Origin of the sequence: uncultured Marivita sp. (assembly GCF_947488135.1) — a bacterium.
In the GTDB taxonomy this organism is placed as follows: domain Bacteria; phylum Pseudomonadota; class Alphaproteobacteria; order Rhodobacterales; family Rhodobacteraceae; genus Marivita.
The window spans coordinates 631,012-644,284 of the sequence record NZ_CANKYW010000002.1 but is presented as its reverse complement, the minus strand read 5'-3'; the positions used below and the strand labels follow the sequence as shown (position 1 = coordinate 644,284).

At 59.2% G+C, this 13,273-nt stretch carries 10 protein-coding genes; 4 read left to right on the top strand and 6 right to left on the bottom strand.

Going from position 1 to position 13,273, the window contains the following annotated elements:
* Position 1 precedes the first annotated feature (1 nt).
* The gene (gene argJ, locus Q1B16_RS10215) at positions 2-1,231 is read right to left on the bottom strand and encodes a bifunctional glutamate N-acetyltransferase/amino-acid acetyltransferase ArgJ (protein WP_299787501.1); all 1,230 of its coding nucleotides are present in this window, start codon (positions 1,229-1,231) and stop codon (positions 2-4) included.
* A gap of 2 nt (positions 1,232-1,233) precedes the next feature.
* The gene (locus Q1B16_RS10210) at positions 1,234-2,085 is read right to left on the bottom strand and encodes a peptidylprolyl isomerase (RefSeq protein ID WP_299787498.1); all 852 of its coding nucleotides are present in this window, start codon (positions 2,083-2,085) and stop codon (positions 1,234-1,236) included.
* A 174-nt stretch (positions 2,086-2,259) separates the two neighbouring features.
* Between Q1B16_RS10210 and secA the strand changes: the two genes are divergently transcribed.
* The 3 genes from secA (at position 2,260) to Q1B16_RS10195 (ending at position 7,625) form a co-directional block, all read left to right on the top strand.
* Complete coding sequence (secA, locus tag Q1B16_RS10205; protein ID WP_299787494.1) at positions 2,260-4,971, top strand: preprotein translocase subunit SecA; 2,712 nt, start codon at positions 2,260-2,262, stop codon at positions 4,969-4,971.
* 107 nt (positions 4,972-5,078) lie between these two features.
* Positions 5,079-6,041: a translocase gene (locus tag Q1B16_RS10200; protein ID WP_299787491.1), complete on the top strand. Its 963-nt coding sequence runs from the start codon at positions 5,079-5,081 to the stop codon at positions 6,039-6,041.
* Between the two features lie 24 nt (positions 6,042-6,065).
* Positions 6,066-7,625, top strand: coding sequence for a phosphate ABC transporter substrate-binding/OmpA family protein (locus tag Q1B16_RS10195; RefSeq protein WP_299787488.1), 1,560 nt, complete (start codon positions 6,066-6,068; stop codon positions 7,623-7,625).
* 6 nt (positions 7,626-7,631) lie between these two features.
* On the opposite strand, the gene radC is transcribed toward Q1B16_RS10195, so the two are convergent.
* The 3 genes from radC to dnaK all read right to left on the bottom strand — a co-directional run bounded on the left by radC (position 7,632) and on the right by dnaK (position 11,625).
* Positions 7,632-8,417 (bottom strand): DNA repair protein RadC, encoded by a 786-nt coding sequence (gene radC, locus Q1B16_RS10190; RefSeq protein WP_299787861.1) that lies wholly within the window; start codon positions 8,415-8,417, stop codon positions 7,632-7,634.
* Between the two features lie 59 nt (positions 8,418-8,476).
* Entirely contained in the window at positions 8,477-9,625 is a 1,149-nt protein-coding gene (gene dnaJ, locus Q1B16_RS10185) for a molecular chaperone DnaJ (RefSeq protein ID WP_299787485.1), read from the bottom strand.
* 77 nt (positions 9,626-9,702) lie between these two features.
* Positions 9,703-11,625, bottom strand: coding sequence for a molecular chaperone DnaK (dnaK, locus tag Q1B16_RS10180; RefSeq protein ID WP_299787482.1), 1,923 nt, complete (start codon positions 11,623-11,625; stop codon positions 9,703-9,705).
* A gap of 208 nt (positions 11,626-11,833) precedes the next feature.
* Between dnaK and Q1B16_RS10175 the strand changes: the two genes are divergently transcribed.
* Positions 11,834-12,436, top strand: coding sequence for an alpha-ketoglutarate-dependent dioxygenase AlkB (locus Q1B16_RS10175; RefSeq protein ID WP_299787479.1), 603 nt, complete (start codon positions 11,834-11,836; stop codon positions 12,434-12,436).
* Here Q1B16_RS10175 and Q1B16_RS10170 read toward each other — a convergent pair whose 3' ends face one another.
* A complete protein-coding gene (locus tag Q1B16_RS10170; protein WP_299787476.1) occupies positions 12,437-13,267 on the bottom strand; it encodes an ABC transporter permease in 831 nt (276 codons plus the stop codon). It abuts the gene before it with no gap.
* Between the last annotated feature and the right edge of the window lie 6 nt (positions 13,268-13,273).

Genomic DNA, 13,273 nt, shown 5'->3' with positions numbered 1-13,273 from the left:
GTCAAGACCGGTAGTCGGCGTTGATCGAGATGTAGCCGTGTGTCAGATCGCAGGTCCAGACGGTGCTAGAGCCCGACCCCATCCCTAGATCGACGGTCATAGAGATGTCCTGCTGTTTCATCACCGCGGCGCCCTGCTCTTCCCGATAATCGGGATCGACCCAGCCTTTGTTCGCGACTTTCACATCACCGAACGAAATGCTGAGCGTATCCCGGTCAGCAGGCGCGCCAGATTTGCCGACAGCCATCACGACGCGGCCCCAATTCGGATCCTCACCGGCAATGGCCGTCTTGACCAGCGGCGAGTTCGCGATGGACATGGCGTGGGTTTTTGCGTCGGCATCGCTCAGCGCACCGGTGACCGTGATTTCCACGAACTTGGTGGCACCCTCGCCGTCGCGCACCACCTGATGCGCGAGGTCCTGCATGATGTGATGCAAGCCGTCGCGGAAGGCGGCGTCGTGTGCAGGGACCGACACACCGGACGCGCCTGTGGCCACAACCAGCAACGTATCTGAGGTGGAGGTGTCGCTGTCCACGGTGATGCTGTTGAAGGTCTTTTCGTTGATATCGGAGACAAGGCTCTGAAGATCGGACTGCGCGATCTTCGCGTCGGTAAAAATGTAGACCAGCATCGTCGCCATATCGGGCGCGATCATGCCCGACCCTTTGGCGATACCAGCGATCTTGACCGGACCGTCGGGCAGATCGACCGTGACGGTCGAGCCTTTCGGAAAGGTGTCCGTGGTCATGATTGCCCTGGCCGCCGCAGCCAAACCGCCCTCATCGAGCGTGTCGTACAGTTCCTGAACTTTGGCCTGAATGCGGTCATGCGGGAGCCGTTCGCCGATCACGCCGGTGGAGCTTGTGAATACGCGGGTGGTGGGCAGTCCCGCGACCCGACCGACTTCGGCACAGATGGCCTGCACGGATTCGTCGCCGGCGCGTCCGGTAAAGGCGTTCGAGTTGCCGGAATTGACGATAATCGCCGCGCCTGCCTCGTCCTCAAGCCGGATCTTGGATTGGCAATCAAGCACGTTGGCAGACCGCGTTGCGGACTTGGTAAAGGCGCCCGCAACGCAGGTTCCCGGATCGAGCATCGCCAGCATCACATCGGTTCGCCCCGCGTATTTGACCCCCGCAGCAGCGGTTGCAAAGCGGGCGCCCTTGATGACGGGCAGGTCCGGGAAGCTGGCGGGTGCTAGCGGCGAAACCGATGTGATCTTGGCCAAGATTATTCCTCCAGGAGATCCAGATTGCTGAGCACCGACGTGTCGACCTCTTCGCCGGACGTACGGGAGATGTCTGCGGCGGTGGTCAGTTCGTCGATTTTACGGGTGACGGCGTTCTGGCTCAGGATGCTTTCAAGCTCTTGCCGGACGCTCTCCAATTCGGGGGCTTCCTGATTACGCTTTTCGTTGAGCGTGATGACATGCCAGCCGAACTGTGTCTGCACCGGGTCGGAGATCGCACCGACTTCGAGCGTTTCCACGGCGGCCTCGAATTCAGGCACCATCATGCCGGGGCCGAACCATCCAAGCTGACCGCCGTTCGGACCCGACGGACCCGTCGACTTCTCGCGGGCCACTTCTGCGAAGTCCGCGCCGCCCTTCAGCTCTTCGACGATTGCAGCGGCTTCTTCTTCAGTCTCGACAAGGATATGCGATGCGTTGAATTCCTCGGTCGGTTCCCCCTGAAGATAGGTCTCTTCATAAAGCGCCTGCACGGCCTCTTCGTTCACGGCGCCATCGACGATGTCCTCAACCGCTTGCGCGGCCATCAGGGCGCGGCGCTCGTTCTCGAGTGCGATCTGCACACGACGGCTTTCTTCGCCAGACGTTTCCTGGCCGAGGACCGTCTGTTGAACGATCTGGTCCATGATGCCATCCCAGAGAACGTCATCGGGAAGCTGCTGGTACTGCTCCGGCAGGGAGGCGCGCACCATCAGCATGTGACCGAGCGTGATCTCTGTGCCGTTGACCGTGGCCACGACACTGTCGGCCGTAAGCGTGTCCTGCGCCTGTACCGGCAGGGCCAGCATCAGGGCGAACGCGCTTGCAGACAATTTCGTGATAAGATTCGTCATGTTTGTTCCTTCCAGAGCCGCCCGCATTGCGGGGCGACATTGACAGTGTATTTCCCTGACCTTACATCGCCACAAGGCGCTGTGAAGCCGGTCGTTCCCCTGTGACATATGGGCTGTGTGCGAGGCGGGCAAGCAGATGCCGCACACGAAGATGTCAAAGCTGAAAGTGAGTGCATGCTGGGATTAGGTAAAGTCGCGCGCAAGGTGTTCGGAACGCCGAACGACCGCAAAGTCAAGGCGACCCGCCCGCTGGTTGAAAAAATCAACGCACTGGAAGCGGAATTCGAAAAGCTGGACGATGCGCAGCTGATCGAGAAAACGGCCGAGCTCAAGGCGCGACACTCTAACGGTGAGGCGCTTGATGCGCTTCTGCCCGAAGCCTTTGCAAACTGCCGCGAGGCCGCCAAGCGCGCGTTGGGTCTGCGGGCCTTTGACGTGCAGCTTATGGGCGGGATATTCCTGCACCAAGGCAACATCTCGGAAATGAAGACCGGCGAAGGCAAGACGCTTGTCGCCACCTTCCCCGCCTATCTGAACGCGCTGACCGAGCGCGGCGTGCACATCGTGACGGTGAACGACTACCTTGCGAAGCGCGACAGCGAATGGATGAGCAAGGTCTACAGCGCGCTTGGCCTGACCACCGGTGTGGTCTATCCGCGCCAGCCCGATGCCGAAAAACAGGCCGCCTATGCCTGCGACATCACCTATGCCACCAACAACGAGCTTGGCTTCGATTACCTCCGCGACAATATGAAGTCCGAGCTGAACCAGATGTACCAGCGCGACCACTTCTTCGCCATCGTGGATGAGGTCGACTCCATCCTGATCGACGAAGCGCGGACGCCGCTGATCATCTCCGGCCCGGCGCAGGACCGCAGTGAGCTTTACGTTGCCATCGACAAGGTGATCCCGTCGCTGACGGAAGAGCATTACACGCTCGACGAAAAAACGCGGAACGTGTCCTTCACGGACGAGGGCAATGAATTCCTCGAACAGACGCTGCATGAACTGGGCCAATTGCCCGAGGGGCAGTCGCTGTATGATCCCGAAAGCACGACGCTGATCCACCATGTGAACCAGGGTTTGCGCGCCCATAAGCTCTATCAGCGCGACAAGGATTACATCGTGCGCGACGGTGAGGTCGTGCTGATCGACGAATTTACCGGTCGCATGATGGCAGGCCGCCGTTTGTCCGAAGGTCTGCATCAGGCGATCGAAGCCAAGGAAGGCTGCGAAATTCGCCCCGAGAACGTGACCCTCGCAAGCGTAACATTCCAGAATTATTTCCGGCTCTATGAAAAGCTGTCCGGCATGACCGGCACAGCCGTGACCGAAGCCGACGAATTCGCCGAGATCTACGGGCTTGGCGTCGTCGAGGTGCCGACCAACCGCGAAATCGCGCGGATCGACGAAGACGACCGGGTTTACCGCACGGCGCAGGAAAAATACGACGCGATCGTCGAAGAGATCAAAAAAGCGCATGCCAACGGCCAGCCCGTTCTGGTCGGCACCACGTCGATCGAGAAATCCGAGATGCTCAGCCAGCTTTTGGAAAAAGAAGGTTTGAAGCACAACGTTCTAAACGCGCGCCAGCACGAGCAAGAGGCGCAGATCGTTGCTGACGCCGGCAAGCTGGGCGCGATCACGATTGCCACCAATATGGCCGGGCGTGGGACGGACATCAAACTCGGCGGCAATGTCGAATTCAAGATCATGGAAGCGATTGCCGCCGATCCTGAAGCGGATCCGGAAGCGATCCGCCAGAAGATCGAAGCCGAGCACGCCAACGACGAGAAAGCCGTAAAGGACGCAGGTGGTCTTTTTGTTCTCGCCACCGAGCGCCACGAAAGCCGCCGCATCGACAACCAGCTGCGCGGTCGCTCCGGGCGTCAGGGCGATCCGGGCCGGTCCTCGTTCTTCCTGTCGCTTGATGACGACCTGATGCGCATCTTCGGCTCCGAACGTCTGGACAAGGTTCTGTCCACCTTGGGGATGCAAGAGGGCGAAGCGATCGTTCACCCGTGGGTGAACAAGTCGCTGGAACGTGCACAGGCCAAGGTCGAAGGTCGCAACTTCGATATCCGCAAGCAGTTGCTGAAGTTCGACGACGTGATGAACGACCAGCGGAAGGTGATCTTCAGCCAGCGTCGCGAAATCATGGAAGCGCAGGATCTGTCGGAAATCGCGCAGGACATGCGCCATCAGGTCATCGATGATCTGGTGGATACTTATGTGCCGCCAAAGACTTACGCTGACCAGTGGGATACCCAAGGGCTACAGGATGCGGTCAAGGAGCTTGTCGGTGTCGACGCGCCCGTTGTCGCATGGGGCGATGAAGAAGGCGTCGATGCTGATGTCATTCGCGAACGTCTCGAGGAGGTCTCGGACGACATGATGGCGAAAAAGGCCGAGGCATTTGGCCCCGACACAATGCGCCAGATCGAAAAGCAAGTGTTGTTGCAGACCATCGACAGCAAGTGGCGCGAGCATCTTCTGACGTTGGAGCACCTGCGGTCCGTGGTCGGGTTCCGCGGATATGCGCAGCGCGATCCGCTTAACGAATACAAGTCCGAGGCATTCCAGTTGTTCGAATCCATGCTCGACAGTCTTCGAGAAAACGTGACCAAGCAGCTTGGTCAAGTGCGCCCGATGACCGAGGAAGAGCAGAAAGCGATGCTGCAACAGCTTGCAGCGCAACAGGCGGCGATGGCAAAGGCTGCCGAGGCCGCACAACCGCAGGACGGCTCCGCCGCGCCCGTGTCTGATGCCGCCGTAGACGGGTTTGACGAATCCGATCCGACGACGTGGGGCAACCCGGGACGCAATGATCCCTGCCCCTGCGGATCGGGAAAGAAGTTCAAGCATTGTCATGGGCGCCTGGCCTGAGGGCGCCTTTGACACAAAGCCGACGTAAAGTGACCAAAACTGCGCCCTAGGCGCACCAAAATCTCCTGACAGACAAGACGATGCAACGTACGTATCGGGAGTCTGTCATGGACCGCAAAGCCTCTATCCGCATTGCCACTGCGACAGTCGTGAGCGCACTCGCAATCGGGGCGGCGATGCAATACTGGCCAACGTCTTCCGACACAGAAAGCGCGCAGGCTCCTCTTGTCGTCTCCGACGTTCAGGACGTGTCCTCTGCACCGCGCAACATTGTACCTTCCGATATGCCGATCACCGCATCCCTTCCGTCATCGGTGATCAGTGCAGCGGTCACATCGGTCGAGGAGCCGAAGATCACGGTTCCGACAGCCCCAAAGGACTCCGGCTTTGCCTGCGAAGTCGACATGACCGCGACACCGATTGCAGGCGCGATGATGACGGTCACGCTAAGCGCGCCCTGCCACGGCAGTGACCGGGTGACCTTCCACCACAACGGCTTGATGTTCACCGAGGTGATGCAGCCCGATGGATCGCTGACCGTCGATGTCCCGGCCTTGACCGAAAACGCTTTGGTTATCGCGTCCTTCATGGATGGGGCGGGTGCCGTTGCGACGGCAGAAGTGACGTCGGTTCCGTTCTATGATCGCGTCGCGTTGCAATGGCGCGGGAATGCCGGTCTTCAATTGCACGCCCGCGAATTCGACGCAGAATACTTCACCGACGGCCATATCTGGCAGGGGTCGATCGCGGATCCAACACGTGCCGCTACCGGCGAAGGCGGTTTCCTGACCAAACTGGGCGCGGCGGATGCGCCGGACGCTCTTCTGGCAGAGGTCTACACGTTCCCGTCGGGCATGACCGAAGCTTCGGGAACGGTTGCCCTGACGGTCGAGACAGAAATCCTCGCCTCGAATTGTGACACCAGCGTCGAAGCCCAAACGCTCGAGTTGCGCAACGGCTCGGCCTTGATGTCCAAGGAATTGACGATCGACGTCCCCGGCTGCGATGCCGTTGGTGATTTCTTGCTGTTGAAAAATATCGTCGAAGACCTGACAATCGCCGCAAAATAAGAGGGCGGTTCAAAGGCGCGATCCATGAAACATCTCTGTGCGGCGCTTTGGGCCGCACTTTTCCTTTGCCTGACCAGTGCGTCGGCAATCGCCGACGACGTGACGTTGCGGTCGCGCGATGGTGCCATCGAATTGTCAGGGACATTGCTGGGCTTCGACGGGGAATTCTACCGCGTCGAAACGCAATACGGCGAACTCACCGTCGATGGGTCCGGCGTGTTGTGTGAAGGGCCGGGCTGTCCGTCGCTGACCGATTTCGTCGCAGAACTCTCCATCTCGGGCTCCTCGACAGTGGGCAAAGTCCTTATGCCCGCTTTGGTCGAAGGCTTTGCACTGCAAAACGGGTTGAAGGCCGACCGGATCGTCGAGGATGAAACCCACTTCGAATACGTGCTCTCAGACGTCGAAGAGGAAAAAACGGTCGGTCGATTCCGGTTTCGGGTGTCCAGCACGGATGAAGGCTTTGCCGATCTGCTGGCGGACGAAGCCGACCTCGTCATGGCGTTGCGCGAAATCCGCCCCGGAGAGCTGACGCTCGCTGCGGAAGTTGGGTTGGGGCAGTTGGACGAGGTCAACCGAAGCCGGGTTCTCGCGCTTGACGCGATGACGGTGATCGTGTCGCCGACCAATCCCATTTCCGCCCTCTCCGTTTCCGATCTGGCGCGGGTCCTCTCCGGGAATATCGACAATTGGCGCACCTTGGGAGGACCTGACGCGCCGATTTCGGTCCACATGCGCGACGCGCAATCGGGGATCGCGCAGGCCGTCGAGGATCGCGTCCTCAAACCGGCGCGGATGGTGCTGTCCGAAGATGTGACACGGCACGCCACGAATGCAGCCCTGGCACGCGCCGTGGCAGAGGACCAACTCGGCATCGGCGTGGCGAGCTATTCCGAAATCGGCAACAGCAAGCCTCTGGCGCTGACAGGACCGTGCGGTTTCCAACTTCGTGCCAACCGTCTGAACATCAAGACCGAGGACTATCCGCTGACTGCGCCGATGTTTCTCTACATCCCTGCGCGGCGTCTTCCCAAACTGGCGCGTGAGTTTCTTGCCTACACGCGCACGGCGCCCGCTCAGATTATCACCCGAAGGGCGGGTTTCATGGACCAGGCGCCGGAAGAGATTGCCTTGAACGCTCAGGGCGACCGGTTCGCCAACGCAATCTCGGTGGCAGAAGGCGAGGCAGGTCTGAGTGAATTGAAGCGCATGGTCGACACGTTGTCGCCGCTGCGACGCCTGTCGACATCGTTCCGTTTTGAGGCGGGTGCAGCAAGATTGGATGCGCAATCGCGCTCCAACGTGCAACAGCTCGCGCACGCGATCGAGGCGGGCATCTATGACGGACGCCAGCTTGTTTTCGTTGGATTCTCCGACGGAGAAGGCCCGGCCGAGGGCAATCTCCGGATCGCACAACAGCGCGCCCAGGCCGTCAAGCTTGCGATAGAAACTGCGGTCGAGGCGTCGAACCTGTCACAGGTCCGGTTGTCCACGGATGCATTTGGAGAGGCCATGCCGATGGCCTGCGATGACACGAGCTGGGGTCGACAGGTCAATCGTCGGGTCGAAGTCTGGGTTCGTTAGACCGCCCTAAAGATACCCTTCTGATTTGAAGCTGACCTCTCTCGATTTGCCGATGATCAGGTGATCGTGCACGGCAATGCCCACGGCGTCACATGCCGCGACGATGTCTTGCGTCATGGTGATGTCGGCCTGCGACGGGGTCGGATCGCCGGACGGATGGTTGTGCACAAGGATAAGCGCCGAGGCGTTCAGCGCGAAGGCGCGTTTGATGATTTCGCGGGGATAGACAGGCACATGGTCCACCGTGCCTTTGGCTTGCATTTCGTCTGCAATAAGAACGTTCTTGCGGTCGAGAAAGAAGATGCGGAACTGTTCGGTATCGCGATGCGCCATGGACGCGCGGCAATATTCGAGTAAGGCATTCCAACTTGAAATCACTTCGCGCTTGAGAACCTTGGTCTGGGTCATGCGGTGCGACACAGCTTCGATAAGTTTCAGATCGAAGGCGGTTTCGGGGCCGATGCCCTTGACCTCTTGGAGACGCTCGATCGGCGCCGCGAGGACGCTGTTCAAATCGCCGAAAGTGTCGATGAGCAGGCGCGCAGTGGGTTTGACGTCGCCGTTTCTATGCATCCGGAACAGGATCAGTTCGAGCAGCTCGTAATCAGGAAACGGCTCTGCTCCGCCGATAAGGAAACGACTGCGCAGGCGTTTTCGGTGGTCCTTGAGGTAAGACGGCACCTTCTCTGGCTTTTTTGCCGCTTTTTCGGTTTTTGGCGCACCATGCAGCGCCCGTGCAGACGGTTCAAACAAAGCAAGTTGGGCTGAATTGGTGTGACGCGGCATGTGCAATCCGTGGCACACGAACGTTTAAGAAAATGCTAACGGCCCCACATTGGGGGCCGTCGGCGTTATCCTTTCATGGAATCCCAAAAGCCTTTTACGGATTTGAAAAAGCTCTTCGATTCCGGGTTGTTGTCTTCGCTCAATTCCTCGAACTCGCGCAGGAGTTCTTTCTGCTTCGACGTCAGGTTCACCGGCGTTTCCACCGCAAGCTCGATAAACATATCGCCCTGCCCAGAGCCGCGCAGCGCGGGCATGCCCTTGCCACGAAGGCGCATCTGGCGGCCGGACTGGCTGCCATTCGGTATCGCGACGCGGCTGCGCCCACCGTCGATGGTGGGCACCTCAATGTTACCACCAAGGGCAGCAACGATCATCGACACCGGCACCCGGCAATGCAGATGAACGCCGTCGCGTTCGAAAAGCTCGTGCTTGGCCACCTCGATGAAGATGTAGAGATCGCCCGGCGGCCCGCCGCGCAGGCCTGCTTCACCCTCACCAGCCAGACGGATGCGCGTTCCGGTTTCCACCCCCTTGGGAATGTTCACCGACAAGGCGCGCTCTTTCTGGACACGCCCTGCCCCGCCGCAGGATTTGCACGGGTTCTTGATCGTCTGGCCAAGCCCCGAACAGGTCGGACAGGTGCGTTCGACCGTGAAAAACCCTTGGGTCGCACGGACCTTGCCCATGCCCGAACAGGTCGGACAGGTTGTCGGCTCTGCCCCGCCTTCGGCACCCGATCCCGAACACGAACCGCATTGAACGGATGTCGGGACCTGAATGGTTTTCTGCATGCCCATATAGGCGTCTTCCAGCGTCACACGGAGATTGTAGCGCAGGTCAGCGCCACGCGAGGCGCGTTGCCGTCCACCGCCGCGTTGTCCGCCCATGAAGTCGCCGAAAAGATCGTCGAACACGTCCGAGAACGCGCTGGCGAAATCGCCCTGACCGCCGCTGAAGCCGCCACCAGGACGGCCTCCGCCCATACCGCCTTCGAATGCGGCGTGGCCGTAGCGATCATACGCCGCCTTCTTGTCCGCGTCTTTCAGGACCTCGTAGGCCTCGTTCGCTTCCTTGAACTGTTCTTCGGCCCGTGGGTTGTCCGCGTTGCGGTCAGGATGCAGCTCTTTCGCCTTGGTGCGGTAGGCTTTCTTGATCTCGTCAGCAGAGGCGCCTTTCTTGAGGCCGAGCACATCGTAGTAGTCACGTTTGGACATCATGCCCTCCTTCACCGGAACGAAAGAGGCCGGCCCGGTGTCCGGTCCGGCCCCATTTCGGTTCCGCCCAACAAGCGTTAGGCGCGCTTATTGTCGTCGAGATCTTCGAAATCGGCATCGACGATGGTGTCATCATCGTCGCCACCCTGCGAGTCCGCTGCGGAAGGTTCGGCATCGCCTTCTTCCTGCTGCGCCTTGTAGATCGCCTCGCCAAGTTTCATCGCCGCCTCAGTCACGTTCTGGATGCCCGACTTGATCTTGTCGGCGGTAGACTTTTCATCCTCCAGATCATCTTTCAGAGCCGCGATGGCAAGTTCGATCGCTTCGACAGTCGTCGGATCGACCTTGTCGCCGTGCTCTTCCACCGATTTCTCTGTCGAGTGGATGAGGCTTTCGGCCTGGTTACGGGCCTCGACCATCTCGCGGCGTTCCTTATCCGCTTCGGCGTTCTGCTCCGCATCCTGGACCATCTTTTCGATGTCCTCATCGGACAGACCACCAGACGCCTGAATGGTGATGTTCTGCTCTTTGCCAGTGCCTTTGTCTTTCGCGGACACGGACACGATACCATTGGCGTCGATGTCGAACGTCACCTCGATCTGCGGCATGCCGCGCGGCGCTGGTGGGATGTCTTCCAGATTGAACTGGCCGAGCATCTTGTTGTCCGCCGCCATCTCACGCTCGCCCTGGAACACCCGGATCGTCACGGCGTTCTGGTTGTCCTCGGCGGTCGAGAAGATCTGCGACTTCTTGGTCGGGATCGTGGTGTTGCGGTCGATCAGGCGGGTAAACACGCCACCCAGCGTTTCGATACCAAGCGACAGAGGAGTCACGTCGAGAAGGACAACGTCTTTGACGTCGCCTTGCAGTACGCCGGCCTGAATCGCCGCGCCCAGCGCCACGACCTCGTCCGGGTTCACGCCTTTATGCGGCTCCTTGCCGAAGAACTTGGTCACTTCCTCGACCACTTTGGGCATGCGGGTCATACCGCCGACAAGCACGACTTCGTCGATGTCGGAGGTGGACAGACCTGCATCTTTCAAAGCGGCCTGGCACGGCTTCATCGATGCTTTGATCAGATCACCAACCAGGCTTTCCAGCTTGGCACGGGTCAGCTTCATCACCATGTGCAACGGCTGACCGGTCTTGCTGTCCATCGAGATGAACGGCTGGTTGATCTCGGTCTGGCTCGAAGAGCTGAGCTCGATCTTGGCCTTTTCCGCCGCTTCCTTGAGACGCTGAAGCGCCATCTTGTCCTTGGTCAGGTCGACGCCGTTCTCTTTCTTGAACTCGTCGGCAAGGTAGTTGACGATCCGCATGTCAAAGTCTTCACCACCCAGGAACGTGTCGCCGTTGGTCGATTTCACTTCGAAGAGACCATCGTCGATTTCGAGGATGGTCACGTCAAACGTACCGCCGCCAAGGTCATAGACCGCGATGGTGCGGGACTCTTTCTTGTCGAGCCCGTAGGCGAGCGCGGCTGCCGTCGGTTCGTTGATGATCCGCAGCACTTCGAGGCCGGCGATCTTGCCGGCGTCTTTGGTCGCCTGACGCTGGGCGTCATTGAAATAGGCGGGTACTGTGATGACAGCTTGTGTCACCTCTTCGCCAAGATAGCTCTCAGCGGTTTCCTTCATCTTTTGCAGGATGAAGGCGGAAATCTGGGAGGGGCTGTACTTGTCACCCTTGGCGCGCACCCATGCGTCGCCATTGCCGCCGTCGATCACTTCGAACGGCATGTTCTTGCGGTCCTTGGCGAGATCGCTGTCGTCATTCCGACGACCGATCAGGCGCTTGACGCCGAAGATTGTGTTTTCGGGGTTGGTGACCGCCTGGCGTTTCGCCGGCTGGCCGACCAGACGCTCGTCGTCGGTGAAAGCGACGATGGACGGGGTCGTCCGTGCGCCTTCGGAGTTTTCGATCACGCGCGGTTGCGAACCATCCATGATCGCGACGCAGCTGTTGGTTGTACCGAGGTCAATACCAATCACTTTGGCCATGTTTTCGATCCCTTCATTTCTTAAGGCGATGTCACGAGACGAAGACCCATTCCGGCATCCCGCCCCGCATTTCATTCCACTGACGTTACCGTTCAGCGGGTCCGGTGGGTATATAAGGAGGCATCAAGACGCCTGCAAGCGCCGCAGCTAACGTGAATTTCTGAAAATTCGGTATGTGTTTCAGGTTTTGCGGCATTATTCTTACCACATGACTGTTCTGCACGTCCGCGATTTCGAGATTCATCCCGGCTATTTCTCCTCGGTGGCGCAGGAGCAACTTGTGGCGAGATTGCGGGAATGCCTTGAACAAGCGCCCCTTTTCCAACCGGTGACGCCACGCGGGACGCCGATGTCAGTACGGATGAGCGCGGCTGGACAGTACGGATGGATCAGCGACCGAAAGGGATACCGGTACGAAGCGCGACATCCATCGGGACAAGAATGGCCCCCGATTCCCGATGCGCTTATGACCATGTGGCAGGATCTGGTGCCAGATGCCCGGCTGCCGGAATGCTGTTTGATCAATTGGTATGATGAAGCAGCGAAGATGGGAATGCATCAGGACAAGGACGAGGCGGACCTGTCGCAACCCGTTGTGTCGGTATCGCTTGGCGATGAGGCGCTGTTTCGCATGGGCAACCAGACACGCGGCGGCAAGACCGAGTCGGTCTGGCTGCGTTCTGGGGATGTCGTGGTTATGGCCGGTACGGCTCGGAGAGCCTATCACGGGATCGACCGGGTGCGGCCGCAGAGTTCGACACTCTTGCCAAAAGGGGGCCGGATCAACCTGACCCTGCGTGTCGTGACGTGATCAACGCCGCGCCGACCAGGATGCAGAGGCGTGCTTGCGGGTATAGAATTCCCCCATCAACCCGATCATGACGAGCGTCAGCGACAGATACACGACGTATTCCCAATTGGTGTTTCGCGGAACATAGTTGATGAATGCAAATCCCCGCGCCTGATCAATTGTGTGGAAGAGCGGGTTCCAGTCGAACATCGAGATCATGAACGAGGGGAGAGAGTTCGCAACGAACATCTTGCCCGACGCAATCATGTTCGCACGCTTGTAAAGGGTCGAGAGTGTTCCGGTCAGGCCCGGAAACCACGGCTTCAGCGCGAGAAACACAAGGCCGACCGCCCCGCCCGAAAACCATGACAACAGGAACATGCCCATCACCGGAACGGGATCCACGATCTCGCGGAGGACGTAAGGGTTTATCGCGACATCATAGACGAAGAGGATGAACGCGACAGCCAACGTCTGAATGTACAGCGTCGCCAGCATTCCGGACACGATGGAAATAAACGTGTTCATCGGCGCGTGTTGCATCATCGGACTGGCCGGTCCTTCGCTTCCCAAGACGGCGCCCACAGCCTTGTTGTGGGTCATGAACATGAAGATCCCGGTAAGCAGAAAAATCACGAAATCGCCACGAAGCGCCAACCCCTTGAGCCCCATGACCGTGAACATGACGTAGAAAAACAGAACGAACAAAAGGGACTGAAAGACACTGACCGCGATCGACATGAACGCGTTTCCATGCGTTTTGCGAATGGCGCGGACCGTGTTGTGATAGATGAGTTCGGCGATGTTTACGGCCGAAGCCGTCCGGTTCATCGGAGCCGTTTTCTGAAACATGTGGTC